Here is a 15448-nt window from a genome sequence, read left to right on the forward strand (position 1 = left end):
TGACGGATTTTAGCACTTTCCAGGTTCCATTTTTACGCGAGTGGGAAAAATGATTATCAATTTACCATTATCTCTTCCGGACCGGCTACCCGGGCTACGTGGCAGGCGCACTCGCCACCCGAAACCTTGATGACGGCCTTAAGTTTTTTATTGCTGGCACTGTCAATAGCTGTAACCTCTATATTATCTCCGGCTTCCGACAGCTTTTTCAGGTCGCTGTCGTCAGCTACAGCAAAATAGTTGCCATACACACTGTCATTGTCTTTGTGGGTAATATCCTGATTGGTGCGCAGGTTTACTGCCCTATAATCTTTTACCGCCGCAGGGTTTCCGCTGCTATTCACAAATTTAACCGGCACGCTGGCAAACATCATCGTGCATACTTTATCGGGACACGGGCCGGATTGAGCTTGCTGGTCTTGTTGTGATTGTGTTTTCTGGGCAGTATCGCAGGAGTTTAGTAAAACAACCAGCAGGGGGGTATAAAGTAGCTTCTTCATGGCAGCAGTTTTAAAGTAAGCCCCCGGGGCTCACCCGAAGACTTACAACAATTAAACACGACTACTGAAGATAGGTTTTAGTCGAATTGTATTTGATCGGGGCCGGATATTTTCTCTACATGGCAGGCACATTTGCCGCCTTTTACCTTTACAACGGCTGTTTTGGTTTGGCCTGTACCTGGATTTGTGCCTGAAATTTTGATGTCGTCGCCGGCTTCGGATAATTTTTTCGTCCAACCGTCGTCAACCACAAAATACACGCCTGCGATAGTATTAGAAATGGCTGCAGATGCGGTTCTGATGGTGTCGCCGGTACGCTGGTTTACCGCACTGTATTTGTTAACAGCTATACCTTCGCCATGTTTATCAGCAAATTTTATAGTTACCGAAGCGAAGTTTTCAGTGCAGATAACATCTGCGCACTTCCGCGTACGTACAGGATCTTTGCTGCATGAAGCAAATAAGACCACGGCTAAAAAAATAATTACCTTATTCACTGTATGTTATCAATTATCAAACCTAATCTCTTCGGGCCCGGAAAGTTTATTGATATGACATGCGCATCTACCGCCGGCTACTTTGAAAATAGCTGTCTTAGTTTCATTGGTCACGCTGTCTGTCCCGGTTACTTTAATGTCATCGCCGCTTTCTGGTAATGATTTGGTATAGCTGTCGCTAATTACTATGTATGTGCCCTTTTGTAACAACACGTGGGCATTAGGCGGAAAATTGATAGTGTCTTTTGTGCGCTGATTAACGGCGCTGTAGTTTTTTACATTTATGCCTTCACCGTCCTTATTCAAAAACTTCACAGTTACCATTCTAAAGTCCAATGTACAGGTTTTATTGCCACAATCCGAACTGTCTTTTTTGTTGCAGGCGGCAATAATCACTGCAAGTAACGTTACACTAAGCCACTTTTTCATTGCGTTATAATTGGGTTGTTTAATCTATACGGCAATGATTAGCAAAGTGCTACACAGTTTGCAAATTAATATCCATTATTAACTGAATATTTTTATCATTGTTGTTTATACAAGCCCTTATAAACGCGAAACCATTGATGATGAATAAAACTGCTCTGATTACCGGCATAACCGGTCAAGATGGTGCTTACCTGTCGCAATTGCTGTTAAGAAAGGGTTACAAAGTAGTGGGCCTGGTGAGGAGCTATTCGCATGTGAATATCTGGGGGCTTGAATACCTGGGGCTGCAGAAAGATGTGGAGATTGTTGAATGTGATTTATCAGATCTTTCGCAGGTAATGTCAATAATAGCAGAGTACCGGCCCGACGAAATTTATAACCTTGCCGCCCAAAGTTCGGTTTCCTTATCCTTCAAGCAGCCAATTGGCACTATTCATTTTAACATTGTTTCCGTATTGAATATCCTTGAGGCTATACGCATGCTAAATAGCGCGTGCAAGTTTTACCAGGCATCAAGCAGCGAGATTTTCGGAGAGGCAATGTTGCCATTAACAGAAGGCTCCTATATTAACCCTATAAGCCCGTATAGTATATCAAAGGCGTCGGCGCATTGGATTACCAAAAACTACCGTGAGTCATATGGCATATTTAGCTGCAGCGGGCTGCTGTTTAACCATGAATCATATTTACGGAGCGATAATTTTTTTGTAAAAAAAGTAATTTTGCAAGCTATTGAAATAAGCGAGGGCCGGGCCGATACCTTAGAAGTTGGCAACGTTGATATAAAACGCGATTTTGGCTGGGCACCGCGCTATGTTGAGGCAATGTACCTGATGCTGCAGCAGGATGTTCCGGATGATTTTGTTATATGCTCGGGACAATCTGTTTCGTTGCGATCTGTAATTGATTACGTTTTCAATTATTTCAATCTCTCCGCGGATCGTGTAGTAATAAGCGAAAAACTTTTCAGGCCTACTGAAATACATGATATATACGGTGATAATATTAAGGCAAAAACACAGTTAGGGTGGGAGTACCAATTATCGTTTTATGATGTATTGAAAATTTTGATTGAAGAAGAATTGGCAAACAAAAAGTAATTAATAAAAAAGGCAGCCATTAGCTGCCCTTTATATTAAACCATGTAGAGGTTACTCATTAATAGCTTTTACACCGGGTAATTCTTTGCCTTCCATATATTCAAGTAGCGCACCGCCACCGGTTGATACATAGCTCACATCATCAGTGTAGCCAAACTTTGCTACCGCCGCTGCTGAGTCGCCGCCGCCAATAAGCGAGAACGCTCCATTTTCAGTTGCTTTAACAACTGCATCGGCAACGGCTTTGGTACCTGTTTCAAATTTTTCCATCTCAAATACGCCCATTGGCCCATTCCATAAAATGGTTTTTGATTCGGCTACAACACTGCTGAATTTTTTAACAGATTCCGGTCCGATATCTAAACCCATCCAGCCGTCTTTGATATTATCATTTTGGGCCGCGTCGGTATTAGCGTCGTTACTGAAATTATCGGCTATTACCGAATCAGTTGGCAACAGCAGGTTAACCCCTTTGGCCTTTGCTTTTTCAATAAGGCTGTTAGCCAGGTCCAGTTTATCCTCTTCAACCAATGATTTACCGATTTTGCCACCCTGTGCCCTGGCAAAAGTGTACGCCATACCACCTCCGATTATTAAATTGTCTACCTTTTCAAGCAACGCTTCAATCAATTCTATTTTATCAGATACCTTAGCACCGCCCATAATAGCTGTAAAAGGTTTTGCGGCATCGTTAAGCACTTTTTCAGCATTGGCCAGTTCGCCGGCCATCAGGTAACCGAAATACTTATTATCCGGGAAAAATTGAGCGATAATAGCAGTTGATGCATGTGCCCGGTGTGCTGTTCCGAAGGCATCGTTTACATAAATATCACCCAGTTTGGCTAACTTATCGGCGAAATCTTTATCGCCTTTTTCTTCTTCTTTATAAAAACGCAGGTTTTCCAGCAGCAATACTTCGCCATTATGTAATTCAGATGCCTTTTGCACGGCGTCGTCGCCAATGCAGTCATCTGCAAATTCTACTTCCTGGCCAAGCAAGTCTGAAAGATGCTTTACTACATGTTTTAACGAATATTTTTCGGTTGGGCCTTCTTTCGGTCTGCCCAGGTGCGACATTAATACTACCGAACCGCCATCCTTCAGTATTTTTTTTATAGTTGGTAAAGCAGCCGTTATCCGGTTATCGTCAGTAATGTTATATTCTTTATCAAGAGGTACATTGAAGTCAACACGGATAAGGGCTTTTTTGCCTGCAAAACTTATTTGGTCTATTGTTTTCATACTTTATAGGGTTGTAAAAATCCAGCGGCGCAAAATCAGCATTTTATTTTTAAATATGGAACGCAACAGGCATAAATGTGTTCTTAAATTTAAAAAAATCAGCTGATTTTTATGTACATCACATAATGCGGGCCTATGCCGTGTACCTCAAACTCTTCTGATATTATTTTGAACCCCATTTTAAGATAGAATGGCAACGCGCTTTTGCGCGCATTACACCACAGATAACTGATTTTTTTGCCGCGCAGATATACTATCGCAAAGTTGAGTAGTTGGTTTCCGTGCCCCTTACCCTGTTGTCTCGCTATGGTAGCCATGCCCCTTAACTGGTAGCCCTTGCCGCTAAAGTCGCCACAGTCCTGCGGATGGAATGATCCGATGCAGGCGAGCTCGTCTCCGGAGTAATAACCCAGGTGAAAAGCGCCGTTAATTTTATCAGTATCGAAGGCGCAATCTTCAGGCAGTAACTTTCCTTCGCGCAATATGTCGTTGCGTATGGATAGAAGCTCTTCAACATTGATGAATTTTATCATTTCTTAAGTGAGCTTATCCGTTCAACTAAATCGGCGAGGCGGCTTGAATAGCCCGTTTCGTTATCATACCATCCAACCACCTTTACCAGGCCGCCGACTATAGATGTAAGTTGAGCATCAAAAACACAGCTATGGGTGTTGTCAAGAATGTCAGTAGATACTATTGGGTCTTCCGTGTATTCCAGTATATCCTTCATTTTCCCGTCGGCGGCTTCCTTAAACTTGTTATTTATTTGTGCCACGGTGGCTGTTTTACGCAGGCTGCAGGTAAAATCAGTTAAGGATCCGTTGAGCACAGGTACGCGTATACCCGCGCCGCCGAGTTTGCCATTTAAATGCGGAAAAATAGTGGTAATTGCCTTGGCAGCACCGGTGGTAGTAGGTATGATGGATGCGGAGGCCGCCCTTGCCCGGCGCAAATCCTTATGCGGCGCATCGTGCAGGCTCTGGTCGCCAGTCATTGAATGTACTGTAGTGATGTAACCATCCACAATCCCCCAGTTATCGTCGAGTATCTTTACCATAGCCGCTACGTTATTTGTGGTGCACGAGGCGTTAGACAATACAGGTGAAGTGAGGTTAACTTCGCCATCGTTAACGCCGAGCACTATGGTAGGTATGTTTTTATCGGCCGAAGGGGCTGAAATAATCACCTGTTTGGCTCCGGCCTGCAGGTGTAACCCGGCGCCATGGTGTGACGTAAATTTACCGGTCGACTCAATTACCAGGTCTATGTCCATTTCTTTCCACGGCAGTGCTGAGGGCTCGCGTTGTGCATATACCATTATTTTGGTGCCGTTAATTATTAAATTATTATCGTCAAAATCAACAGTGCCTATAAAACCCCTGTGTATCGAATCGTACTTAAACAGGTGTGCAAGTGTACGCGTGTCGGTAAGGTCATTTATAGCAACTACCTTTATACCGGGCCGTGTTAAAATGCTTCGTAAAAATGTACGGCCTATACGGCCGAACCCATTTATTGCTATTTTCATCTTATCTGGTAGTTATAACGCAAATCTATATAATAAAAACCTTGCTATATTCAGCCTGAAGCAATATTGCTTGTTAAATACCCTTGCTGGTACTTTACGTTAAAAGTATTTACTTTGCAGTATACACCATCCATTAATGAAGCGGATATTATTTGATCACCAGATATTCAGAAAACAAAATTTCGGAGGCATATCCAAGTATTTTACTGAATTGATGAAAGGCGTAGGTAAGGAATCGGAATACAAGGTTTTACCAAAAAAATTCTTTTCAAAAAACGTCCATCTTTCCGAAAGCCAGCTTACACGGTTTAGTAAGTTAAACAAGTTAAAAAAATTTCCGGGTAAAGGGAGATTGGAGAGAGCGATTGAAAAGGAGGAGGAGCTTCGTACAATTGATATACTTAAAAACGGGCGGTTTGATATTTTCCAGCCTACATATTACAACCCTTACTTTTTAAAGCATTTACCGGCTGACAAGCCTTTTGTGCTTACCGTGTATGACATGATACACGAAAATTATTTTGATAAGGTAATGGAAACGCTGAGCGCCGAGAGTGAATGGAAGGCCAGCCTGATACCGCGTGCCGACCATATTATAGCTATATCCCATCATACTAAGAAGGAGATACTATACCATTTTCCAGCTGTTGACGAGGCTAAGATATCGGTAGTGCACCTTGCCGCCACAGGGTACACTACAGAGGCCATTAAGATGCAGGGGTTGCCACAGCAGTACATACTGTTTGTGGGCGTGCGTAAGTACTATAAGAATTTTCAATGGTTGGCTGAAACCCTTAACGAGTATCTCAAAAAAAGCAATATTACGTTGCTATGCGCCGGCAGCGGCGATTTCGACGCGTATGAGCGCAACGTACTTGGTCGTATAGATGCTTTGAGCCATGTAAAATATATACCGGTTAAGGGCGATAATGAAATGGCGGCTTTGTACCAAAACGCGTTATGTTTTATATTCCCGTCGCTTGAGGAAGGCTTTGGTATACCCGTACTTGAAGGCTTTATTAACAAGTGCCCTGTAATATTGTCTAACGCCAGTTGTTTCCCTGAAGTTGGCGGCGACGCAGCTTTATATTTTGAGCCCGGCAACAGGGACGACCTGGTTGAAAAAGTATCGCAAATTGTCAATAACAAAGCACTGCGCGAAGAATTAATTGAAAAGGGAACGGAGCGTTTAAAAATATTTAACTGGAAGAGTACAGTTGAGCAGCATTTAAAGGTGTACGAGCGTTTTTAAATTGCCTCCGCACTTACCGGCTCCGTCCCGGGCGTGCCATACATTGTACCTAAAGATGAACGGTGATAAATTTACTTGTTTATCGCCAGCCATAACATGTCTTTTAGCTCAGTGATGTTTTTTTGCGCTACCGATGATATAAATAGGTAGGGTATACCTGCCGGTATATCTTTTTTCATCTCCTCAGTTAGCTCATCGTCCAGCATATCGGCTTTAGTAATAGCTAACACACGCGGCTTATGTATAAGTTCGGGGTTGTATTCTTCCAATTCATTTAAAAGGATGCTGTACTCCTCGGCAATAGTGCGCGCTGTATCAGCAGGTACCATAAACAAAAGCACAGAGTTACGTTCAATGTGTCGTAAAAACCTGATGCCTAGTCCTTTGCCTTTTGATGCGCCCTCAATAATGCCGGGGATATCGGCCATTACAAATGATTTGCTGTCGCGATACGATACGATGCCCAGGTTGGGTACAAGGGTAGTAAAAGCGTAGTCGGCAATCTCCGGTTTAGCAGCCGATACTACAGATAGTAATGTCGACTTACCGGCATTGGGGAAACCTACCAAGCCTACGTCGGCCAGCAGCTTTAACTCAAGTACGTTCCATTCTTCCTTGCCGGGTTCACCTGATTGTGCAAAACGGGGGGTTTGTTGTACCGAATTTTTAAAATGCCAGTTACCTAAACCGCCGCGGCCACCTTCAGTAAGGATACGGCTTTCGCCGTCATGGGTTATTTCAAATAATATTTCGCCAGTTTCTGCATCTTTAGCGATAGTGCCAAGCGGAACTTCCAATATTTCATCTCTCCCGGTTTTGCCTGTTTTAAGCGTGGTGCCACCCGGGTCGCCATCACCGGCAATAACGTGCTTGCGATATTTAAGATGCAGCAGCGTCCACAACTGCGCATTGCCTGTTATTATAACATGCCCCCCGCGTCCGCCGTCACCACCGTCGGGGCCGCCTTTTGAAGTTAGCTTGTCCCGGTGTAAATGTGCAGAACCAGCCCCGCCTTTGCCTGACCGGCAGCATATTTTTACATAATCGACAAAATTTGAACCCTGGGACATAATAGATGTTTTATATTAATACTGAATTAATGGTTTGCAATTTCAATTCAGAATTCGTAATGCAAAATTATAGATTTTAGTCTGGAAGTATTGCGTATAAATCATTTGACGTAAAATAGAAAATCCGTAAGCTGAAACGTTTTCGGCTTACGGATTTTCCGTCTTCCCGTCTCCGGGAATATTAATAAGTGTCAATAACCTTAGTTATCTCGCCAAAAATACCGTCTATCGAGCCGATACCATTAATGCTGGTAAATTTGTTTTGGCCCTTGTAATAACCGGCAACTGGCGCGGTTTTATCATTATATTCTTTGATGCGTTTACGTATCACTTCGGGGTTAGCATCATCCGGACGACCTGAATCTTTACCACGTAATAAAAGGCGCTGCTCAAGCTCCTGATCATTAACCTCAAGTGCTATCATGCCTGATATAGCTGATGCTTTACTCTCCAATAATGAATCCAATGCTTCGGCTTGCGCTACAGTACGCGGAAAGCCATCAAAAATGAAGCCTTTAGCTTCCTTGTTGGCATCCAGTTTATTGCTAATCATGCCTATTACTACGGCATCAGGTACTAAAAGGCCTTCGTCCATTAGTTTTTTAGCTTCCAATCCAAGTGTGGTGCCCTGGCTTATTTCGCCACGTAACAAATCGCCGGTTGAGAGGTGAATCAATCCGTATTTTTCGATAAGCTTTTGTGATTGAGTGCCTTTGCCCGCTCCGGGAGGGCCGAAAAGAACTAAGTTTAGCATGCTGATAAAATTTAAATAGCCTTTCAGTTGCTAGGCAGAAAGGCTATAGTGAAGTGAACTTGAAGGGAGTCGAACCCCTAACCTTCTCATCCGTAGTGAGATGCTCTATCCAATTGAGCTACAAGTCCTGATATATCCCGTTTTTCGAACGGAATGCAAAAATAGCGTTTTTTTTGAAGCCGGCAAAAAAATTGGAAAATAAGTTGATATGCAATAGTTATTAGCTTCAAGCGTTGGTTAGTTTTTAACCTAACATCGCCATTAATTCATCATCACTGATTATGGGTATATTAAGCTTGGTGGCTTTCTCCAGTTTCGAAGGGCCCATATTGTCGCCGGCAACCAGGTAGTTCAGTTTTGCAGATATGCTGCTCAGTATTTTGCCGCCATTCTGTTCAATAATATCCTTAAGTTCATCGCGCGAAAACTTGTCAAATGTGCCGGATATAATAAAAGTTTTACCTGCAAGCTTTTCACTGGCCAATGTAACTTCCTTCTCTTCAATAACAAACTGCAAGCCGTATTTTTTTAATTTTTCTATTTCATCACGGTGTTCCTCAGCCTCGAAATAGTCAATAATACTGCGGGCTATACGGTCGCCAATTTCTTCAGCAATTATTAGCTGGTCATAAGTTGCGCTGGCCAGTGCATCAATGTTTTTAAAATGCAAAGCCAGCTTTTTGGCAACCGTTTCGCCTACGTAGCGTATGCCCAAACCAAACAGCACTTTTTCAAAAGGCTGAGCTTTTGATTTTTCAATCCCTGCCAGCATATTGGTTATTGATTTTTCGCCGAAACGTTCCATTTGCTTCAAATCATCAGCATGTTCGTATAGTTTATACAAATCGCTAATATGGCGTATAAATCCTTTCTCATATAATGTTTCAATCGTTTCCCCGCCCAGTCCCTCTATATCCATGGCTTTGCGGCCAATAAAATGCTGCATTTTGCCCATTATCTGTGGCGGGCAACCTTCGTCATTAGGGCAGTAATGCGCGGCTTCTCCTTCTTTACGTTGCAATGCCGCACCGCATGCAGGGCAGCGGGTTATATATTCAACCGCTACGGCATTTTGGTGGCGCTTATCAATGTTTACGCTTATTATTTTAGGAATAATTTCACCGCCTTTTTCAACAAAAACACTATCGCCCTCATGCAGGTCAAGCCGTATAATTTCATTTGCATTATGCAGCGTAGCCCGCTTTACTGTAGTACCCGCTAACTGAACGGGCTGCAAATTGGCTACGGGTGTGATAGCGCCTGTACGCCCAACCTGGTAGGTTACAGCTAGCAGTTCAGTTTCTACACGTTCGGCTTTATATTTATATGAGATAGCCCAGCGCGGTGATTTGGCCGTAAAGCCCAGTTCCTGTTGCTGCGAGTAATTGTTTACTTTGATAACGATACCATCAATATCATAGCTTAAGGTAAAGCGCTCCTTATCCCAATGGTTTATAAATTCAAGTACCTCATCAATGTTTTTGCAGAGTTTGCTGCTATTATTTACATGGAAACCCCATGATTTTAGCGCTTCAAGACTTTCCCAATGGGTTTTAAAAAGTGTCTTTTCAGTGTACAATCCGTATAAAAAACAGTCCAGCGGCCGACGGGCCACTTCTGCGGAGTCCTGCATCTTTACGGTACCGGAGGCAAAATTGCGTGGGTTAGCGTACGGTATCTCGCCATTCTCAATACGCTCATTATTCAGCCGTTCAAATGCTTTACGGTGCATAAACACTTCGCCCCGTATTTCAAACAGATTAGGATAGTTGCCGGTATGTAATTGTTTAGGGATGGTATGTATAGTGCGGATGTTAGTAGTAACATCGTCGCCCCGTACGCCATCCCCACGGGTAACGGCGCGGACAAGTTTGCCACCTTCATACGTGAGGCTCATGCTAAGGCCATCAAATTTAAGTTCGCATACATACTCAAGATTATCGCCGATAGCCTTGCGCACACGCTGGTCGAAATCAAGAAGTTCCTGCGCATTATACGTGTTCCCTAATGACAGCATTGGCCAGCGATGACGCACGTTAACAAATTCTTTGGTTACTTCGCCGCCCACGCGCTGCGTAGGTGAATCAGGGTAAGCATATTCAGGAAATTGTTGTTCAAGTTTAGCCAGTTCTGCCAATTGTTTGTCAAAGTCGTAATCGGCTATCGTAGGCATCGCCAGCACATAATAATTATAATTGTGCTGTTTTAATTCTGCTGTTAACTCGTCAATTTTTTTTTTCGCTTCTGTAGGCAACATAGTGAACGAAGATAACAATTGGGCTATTATCAATGAAATAATATCGGCGCATGTGTATGTAACCATGCAGTTGTAAAAAAAAGCACGAACAAAGTAGCGCCTGACTCTGTTAACACGTAAAGAAGATAATGTACAATAAAAGCCACTTATAACGCATGGTGGCACAAAAGTTGTGCACGACTTTTTAAATAATTATTCTTTCACAAACTTTCAACTTATGAAAAAACTTATTCTTTTAGCCGTAATTGCCGTTGTATTATCTGCTACACAAACATTTGCCCAGACTGGCACCACAGGTGTAGGTTTAGGCCTTGATTTTGGTGATGGTTCCACTTTGGTAGGTCCAACCCTTAAGCATCGTTTCAACAGCAAAGATGCACTACAAGCCGATCTTCTGTTTGGTGCCGACGCTGTTTGGTTAGGTGGTTACTATCAGTATCATCAATCATTCCCCAGAACTAATTCATTACAATGGTACTTGGGAGTAGGTCCTCAGTTTGCATTTGCGGATAATAACAGAGGTACTTTTGTATTCCTGCGCCCTATGGTAGGTTTGGATTACACCATCCCATCTGCACCTATAAGCCTTAGCTTTGATTGGAGACCAATGTGGCAGCTTAATAAAGATTCGGAGTTTGAGCCTGCAAGGTTTGGCCTTGGTTTCAGGTATAACTTTTAACCAACGATTTTTAAACAGAAAAGGCCGCGACAGCGGCTTTTTTTGTGAGCTATAATAAAAGGCTGTGACGAGCCTACTCCTGTGGTGGTGTTTTAAGCGAGTCCATTGTGCGCATGCGGTAACAATTGATAGCTGTTTCTCCTAATTGTGCAATAAGCCGGTAATTGACTACAGCACCAACTGCGGCACCTATAACAGGGATGAGCTGCGCCATTTTAGCCAAATCAATAAAGTCCCGATACTCTTGCTGAAAGGTGCGCCAGTCAAATTCATGCAAATCATCGGGGAAGTTTTTGCTGTAACCTTGCCAGTCGGCCAGTGCCCGGTAAACCTCGTTGCGCCGATGTTGACTGCTAAAAGCCAATTGGAAAATATATAGTATATAAATCCGCTCTTTATAATCATTAACATCATGGCCATATAATGCCGCCACATCAAAAAGTAATTTAATTTTTATACCAACAAGGATAGGGAAATCGGCCAAACCCAATAATATACCACCGGCACCTGTTATGGCACCTTCTACGCTGGCGGTTTTTTGATAAAGCTCTATTTTGTTTTTCACCTCTGCTTCGCGCAGTTGCAGCGAAGCGTGCTGCCGCGGCGGTTCCGTAGTATGCCGGGCACCGAATAATACGCCCTTCACCATCGTTTCTATAGCAGTGGTTACAGCGCTGTGTATTTTATCGGGTATGATGCTGTTGAGCTTGTTCTGCAAATTTTGGGTTATACGGTTGCCGAGCGATGGCTTTTTCTGCATTTTAAGCTGCCAAAACTGCAATTGTATGTAAGCCTGACTTTCGTATGGTGTCATGTGAACTGTTTACTAATATACATAAGCCTTGCAATCCATGATGATTTATACCTCAAAATAATAAGACGTTAGGATTACCGGATAAGAAGTTTTAGTTTTGTCTACTAATTCCATAGAGATTAAAGAGTGATGTCAATTAAAGATATAGGCAGCGTTACTGAAGCGCCGGGTAGTACTTGGAAAAAAATTATAGCTCTGTTAATTGTTGCCATATCAATTGCTGCACTAATATACGGCTTAGTACTCGCTATTGACCCCGCGTCGACTACGCAGTATCCTGATAAGATAGCAGCTATTTTCGGCGAAGATTTTTTGTGGATGTTAGCGGTAGGCTTTTTTGCCCAGTTGGTTGACGGTGCTTTGGGTATGGGATATGGTGTAATATCAGCAACGATGTTATTAATGGGAGGGGTGAGTCCCGCAGCTGTAAGCGGAAGTATACACACGGCCGAAATGTTTTCAAGCGGTGCATCTGGCTTTAGTCATTACAGGTTTGGCAATGTTAACAAAAAGCTTTTCAAAACGTTGCTTATACCGGGTGTATTAGGATCAATAGCCGGGGCTTGCTTACTTGGTTTTTATGGAGAGGAATACTCCACCTTTGCACGACCTGTTTTATCACTTTACACGCTCTTTTTAGGTGTTAAGATATTACTTAACGCGTTCAAAAAAAAGACAAGGCCAAAAAAGGTAAAGCGGGCAGGTTTGTTGGCCGGCGCAGGCGGTTTCCTTGATTCATTTGGTGGCGGAGGATGGGGGCCACTGGTAACCAGCACGCTTATAGCTAAAGGTAAAACGCCTAAATATGTGATCGGATCGGTAAGCTTAACGGAGTTTTTTGTGACCCTTTCCAGCGCGTTAACCTTCTTTTTTATACTGGGGCTCAGTCATTGGCAAACTATTGTGGGCCTTATTGCCGGTGGTGTGCTGGCGGCTCCCCTGGCCGCCAGGATGTCTGGTAAGCTGCCGGTTAAAAAGATGTTTATTGGTGTGGCCGTTATTGTTATTATATCAAGCATCCGTATTTTGTGGCGCTCGATAGAACAGCTGTAAAGTAACAAATTTGCTGTTTTTGCTGGATTGTATGTACACGCATTATAACAAATTGCGTAATTTTATAAATCCAATTGTAAGCAAAGCTTTAACGATATGAACAAAAGAATAAATATATATACCCTGGCAGCAGTGTTTTGTGCCACGATAATGTACTCAACGTTAGCCGTTTCACAATCAGTGGTTACAAATAAGGATACCACTACATTTAAATTCACAGTTGAAGAAGCACCGGAATGGACGGCCTTATTTAAGCGTACTTCAGGCTGGTTTGGTGCAGATGGTGTATATTCTATTCCTATAAACGGCAGCGATAAGCCCGGAAATAATACTAAAACGCTTATTGTTTTCAGCGATACCATGGTGGGTGAGATTAAAGATGGAACGCCCCAGCCGGGATACACCATGGTTAATAACACCAACGCTATAATCACCGGTGAGCCAAAACCTGAGAATATCAAATTTAATTATGCTGTTGACGAAAAGGGTAGGCCGGCTACCACTTTTGTACCCAATACGCCCAATACAGAACCCGGCGATTACTACTGGCTTGGTGACGGATTTGTGAACGAAGCAAACAATAAGATATACCTGCACGCTTACCGCATACGTAACCAGAAGCCCGAAGATGTGTGGGCTTTCGAAGAGAGAGGAACTACCCTTATAACTTTCCCTAAAGACAGTAAACCGCCGTTTAAGGAACAAAAGCAAATGGATACTCCTTTTTTTATTGAAGGTGCCACACCCGCAGATTACGGGGTGCTGGGTTCGGGGGTATTTGTGAATACAAAAAAGGCAGGTGCGCCAACTCCCGACGGCTACATATATGTTTACGGTACGCGTACTAAAAAGAAAAGCTTACTAGTTGCACGCGTATTACCAAAAGACTATGAAGATTTCAGCAAATGGCGCTACTGGGACGGAAAGACCTGGAATACGGATATTAAGCAAATTGCTGACGTGACTGATCGCGTGTCGCACGAACTTAGTGTTAGTCCACTGCCTGACGGGCGTTACATCCTGGTTTTCCAGGCTGACGGCATTGGTTATACTACCGCCGCGCGTATCGGGCTTACGCCTTACGGCCCGTTTGGGCCGGTTATTAACCTGTACGAAAGCAAAGTAGGCGAGGAGAACAAAAACTTTTTACCTTACAACGCCAAGGCACATCCCAACCTTTCAAAGCCCGGCGAATTGCTGATAAGTTATAATGTAATAGGGTTGGATTTTTATAATGACATGAAGAAACACCCCCAGCATTACCGGCCGAGGTTTTTTAAGATAAAGTTCAATTAACTGTATTAACCCTCCGATAGCCGGAGGTTTTAAGCTGCAGTGCCCAGTTTTGGAGGAAGTCGTTTCAAAGTGAAATGGTTACGTAAAGTGAAAACTTTGGTTATTCGCTTGCTTTACCTAAATATTAATCCTATCGGTTTGCGAGTTGACTTGAACGGCTACCGCAATAAAAATACTTTATACTCATTATCCCCAGTTATTCTTTGTACATCATCCGCTCACATTTGAGCGAAAAGAGTATGGCCGGCAAAAAAGATTTCAAGGTCAGATTAGCATATTAACCATTGTAATTTGTGCTGTCGCGGGGGCAGGGAAAGGCATCGAATAAAAAGCCGCAGCCGTTTATTGCTGCGGACAATTGTGGCAGGTTAGATTAAAAAACGTAATAGAAATAAAGGTTGATTCCGTTCGTCAATGCCAAAGAAAGGCTGTTGCCTGATGAAGGATAATCTCCCGTTGTTTTAGCGTAGCTATATTGTAGTGCTCCTATCCCGGCAGCTATGCCGATTTTTTCGGTCGGGTAATAAACGAGGTCTGCACTTATGCCGGTGCTGTATCGTGCGCTTTTACGCGACGATAACGACACAACGTCGTTATCGTCGTTGTTTAAACTCAGATAGTCAAGATATGGCCCAGTACGGACACCGATTTTATTTTCAAAAAGAAAATATTTACGCAATTGGATACGGCTGCCAAAGCCGTTGGCAGTTGAACTGAAACGCTGTGACGAAGAATTGTTTCCAGACTTAATATAGTAATAAGCTACTTCGGCGCCAAGATCTACTTTATCCGCGATAAAATAACTGTACTGCAGTGATGCAGAGTTTTGATTGCTGGAGTAGTTATTGAATTCAGTAGTGTTTTTGCTGTGAGAATACCTTAACCCCAACCCTATATTCTGCTTGCCTTTTTCAGTTTGAGCGTTGGCTGCATGTACATATAACAGCAGCATAAACGTAATAATTACTTTATACATT

Annotated in this window: 16 protein-coding genes and 1 tRNA gene; 5 read left to right on the forward strand and 12 right to left on the reverse strand. The window is 43.0% G+C overall.

Features of this window, described 5'->3' with window-relative positions:
- Positions 1-56: 56 nt before the first annotated feature.
- The 3 genes from DJ568_RS13610 to DJ568_RS13620 all read right to left on the reverse strand — a co-directional run bounded on the left by DJ568_RS13610 (position 57) and on the right by DJ568_RS13620 (position 1426).
- Positions 57-500 (reverse strand): hypothetical protein, encoded by a 444-nt coding sequence (locus tag DJ568_RS13610; RefSeq protein WP_114005834.1) that lies wholly within the window; start codon positions 498-500, stop codon positions 57-59.
- A 77-nt stretch (positions 501-577) separates the two neighbouring features.
- Entirely contained in the window at positions 578-997 is a 420-nt protein-coding gene (locus DJ568_RS13615; protein ID WP_114005835.1) for a hypothetical protein, read from the reverse strand.
- 9 nt (positions 998-1006) lie between these two features.
- Positions 1007-1426, reverse strand: coding sequence for a hypothetical protein (locus DJ568_RS13620; RefSeq protein WP_114005836.1), 420 nt, complete (start codon positions 1424-1426; stop codon positions 1007-1009).
- Positions 1427-1563: 137 nt separating this feature from the next.
- Here DJ568_RS13620 and DJ568_RS13625 point away from each other — a divergent pair, with 137 nt between their 5' ends.
- Positions 1564-2526 (forward strand): GDP-mannose 4,6-dehydratase, encoded by a 963-nt coding sequence (locus tag DJ568_RS13625; RefSeq protein ID WP_199560980.1) that lies wholly within the window; start codon positions 1564-1566, stop codon positions 2524-2526.
- Positions 2527-2577: 51 nt separating this feature from the next.
- Here DJ568_RS13625 and DJ568_RS13630 read toward each other — a convergent pair whose 3' ends face one another.
- The 3 genes from DJ568_RS13630 to gap form a co-directional block, all read right to left on the reverse strand.
- A complete protein-coding gene (locus DJ568_RS13630; protein ID WP_114005838.1) occupies positions 2578-3768 on the reverse strand; it encodes a phosphoglycerate kinase in 1191 nt (396 codons plus the stop codon).
- Between the two features lie 98 nt (positions 3769-3866).
- Positions 3867-4301 (reverse strand): GNAT family N-acetyltransferase, encoded by a 435-nt coding sequence (locus DJ568_RS13635; RefSeq protein ID WP_114005839.1) that lies wholly within the window; start codon positions 4299-4301, stop codon positions 3867-3869.
- On the reverse strand, positions 4298-5296 hold the full coding sequence (gene gap, locus DJ568_RS13640; protein ID WP_114005840.1) for a type I glyceraldehyde-3-phosphate dehydrogenase: 999 nt from the start codon (positions 5294-5296) through the stop codon (positions 4298-4300). The genes DJ568_RS13635 and gap overlap by 4 nt, the downstream gene beginning before the upstream one ends.
- Before the next feature lie 136 nt (positions 5297-5432).
- On the opposite strand from gap, the gene DJ568_RS13645 reads away from it, so the two are divergent.
- Entirely contained in the window at positions 5433-6548 is a 1116-nt protein-coding gene (locus DJ568_RS13645) for a glycosyltransferase family 4 protein (RefSeq protein WP_114005841.1), read from the forward strand.
- A 71-nt stretch (positions 6549-6619) separates the two neighbouring features.
- Here the strand turns inward: DJ568_RS13645 and obgE are convergent, their stop codons facing one another.
- From obgE to ligA, 4 genes are all read right to left on the reverse strand, one after another.
- Positions 6620-7618, reverse strand: a complete 999-nt coding sequence (gene obgE / locus DJ568_RS13650) for a GTPase ObgE (RefSeq protein WP_114005842.1) — start codon at positions 7616-7618, stop codon at positions 6620-6622.
- A 181-nt stretch (positions 7619-7799) separates the two neighbouring features.
- A complete protein-coding gene (locus tag DJ568_RS13655) occupies positions 7800-8372 on the reverse strand; it encodes an adenylate kinase (protein ID WP_114005843.1) in 573 nt (190 codons plus the stop codon).
- 54 nt (positions 8373-8426) lie between these two features.
- Positions 8427-8500, reverse strand: a tRNA-Arg gene (locus DJ568_RS13660).
- A 116-nt stretch (positions 8501-8616) separates the two neighbouring features.
- Positions 8617-10629, reverse strand: coding sequence for an NAD-dependent DNA ligase LigA (gene ligA, locus DJ568_RS13665; RefSeq protein ID WP_114005915.1), 2013 nt, complete (start codon positions 10627-10629; stop codon positions 8617-8619).
- A gap of 217 nt (positions 10630-10846) precedes the next feature.
- Here ligA and DJ568_RS13670 point away from each other — a divergent pair, with 217 nt between their 5' ends.
- Entirely contained in the window at positions 10847-11308 is a 462-nt protein-coding gene (locus DJ568_RS13670) for a hypothetical protein (protein ID WP_114005844.1), read from the forward strand.
- Positions 11309-11381: 73 nt separating this feature from the next.
- Here the strand turns inward: DJ568_RS13670 and DJ568_RS13675 are convergent, their stop codons facing one another.
- On the reverse strand, positions 11382-12122 hold the full coding sequence (locus DJ568_RS13675) for an EcsC family protein (RefSeq protein WP_114005845.1): 741 nt from the start codon (positions 12120-12122) through the stop codon (positions 11382-11384).
- 129 nt (positions 12123-12251) lie between these two features.
- Between DJ568_RS13675 and DJ568_RS13680 the strand changes: the two genes are divergently transcribed.
- Entirely contained in the window at positions 12252-13175 is a 924-nt protein-coding gene (locus DJ568_RS13680; RefSeq protein WP_114005846.1) for a sulfite exporter TauE/SafE family protein, read from the forward strand.
- A 96-nt stretch (positions 13176-13271) separates the two neighbouring features.
- Positions 13272-14471 carry a DUF4185 domain-containing protein gene (locus DJ568_RS13685; protein WP_114005847.1) on the forward strand — a complete coding sequence of 400 codons (1200 nt, stop codon included), beginning with the start codon at positions 13272-13274 and terminating at the stop codon, positions 14469-14471.
- Between the two features lie 373 nt (positions 14472-14844).
- Here the strand turns inward: DJ568_RS13685 and DJ568_RS13690 are convergent, their stop codons facing one another.
- Positions 14845-15447 carry a hypothetical protein gene (locus tag DJ568_RS13690; RefSeq protein ID WP_114005848.1) on the reverse strand — a complete coding sequence of 201 codons (603 nt, stop codon included), beginning with the start codon at positions 15445-15447 and terminating at the stop codon, positions 14845-14847.
- Position 15448: the final 1 nt, after the last annotated feature.

The sequence above is a fragment of the Mucilaginibacter hurinus genome (assembly GCF_003324525.1).
GTDB lineage: Bacteria > Bacteroidota > Bacteroidia > Sphingobacteriales > Sphingobacteriaceae > Mucilaginibacter > Mucilaginibacter hurinus.

Bases quoted from the DNA above. Each gene is read 5' to 3' on its own strand.
- DJ568_RS13675 (WP_114005845.1), bottom strand. From the start codon at position 12,122: ATGACACCATACGAAAGTCAGGCTTACATACAATTGCAGTTTTGGCAG.
- DJ568_RS13620 (WP_114005836.1), bottom strand. From the start codon at position 1,426: ATGAAAAAGTGGCTTAGTGTAACGTTACTTGCAGTGATTATTGCCGCC.
- DJ568_RS13610 (WP_114005834.1), bottom strand. From the start codon at position 500: ATGAAGAAGCTACTTTATACCCCCCTGCTGGTTGTTTTACTAAACTCC.
- DJ568_RS13635 (WP_114005839.1), bottom strand. From the start codon at position 4,301: ATGATAAAATTCATCAATGTTGAAGAGCTTCTATCCATACGCAACGAC.
- DJ568_RS13645 (WP_114005841.1), top strand. From the start codon at position 5,433: ATGAAGCGGATATTATTTGATCACCAGATATTCAGAAAACAAAATTTC.
- ligA (WP_114005915.1), bottom strand. From the start codon at position 10,629: ATGTTGCCTACAGAAGCGAAAAAAAAAATTGACGAGTTAACAGCAGAA.
- DJ568_RS13690 (WP_114005848.1), bottom strand. From the start codon at position 15,447: ATGTATAAAGTAATTATTACGTTTATGCTGCTGTTATATGTACATGCA.
- DJ568_RS13670 (WP_114005844.1), top strand. From the start codon at position 10,847: ATGAAAAAACTTATTCTTTTAGCCGTAATTGCCGTTGTATTATCTGCT.
- DJ568_RS13625 (WP_199560980.1), top strand. From the start codon at position 1,564: ATGATGAATAAAACTGCTCTGATTACCGGCATAACCGGTCAAGATGGT.
- DJ568_RS13680 (WP_114005846.1), top strand. From the start codon at position 12,252: ATGTCAATTAAAGATATAGGCAGCGTTACTGAAGCGCCGGGTAGTACT.
- gap (WP_114005840.1), bottom strand. From the start codon at position 5,296: ATGAAAATAGCAATAAATGGGTTCGGCCGTATAGGCCGTACATTTTTA.
- DJ568_RS13655 (WP_114005843.1), bottom strand. From the start codon at position 8,372: ATGCTAAACTTAGTTCTTTTCGGCCCTCCCGGAGCGGGCAAAGGCACT.
- obgE (WP_114005842.1), bottom strand. From the start codon at position 7,618: ATGTCCCAGGGTTCAAATTTTGTCGATTATGTAAAAATATGCTGCCGG.
- DJ568_RS13685 (WP_114005847.1), top strand. From the start codon at position 13,272: ATGAACAAAAGAATAAATATATATACCCTGGCAGCAGTGTTTTGTGCC.
- DJ568_RS13630 (WP_114005838.1), bottom strand. From the start codon at position 3,768: ATGAAAACAATAGACCAAATAAGTTTTGCAGGCAAAAAAGCCCTTATC.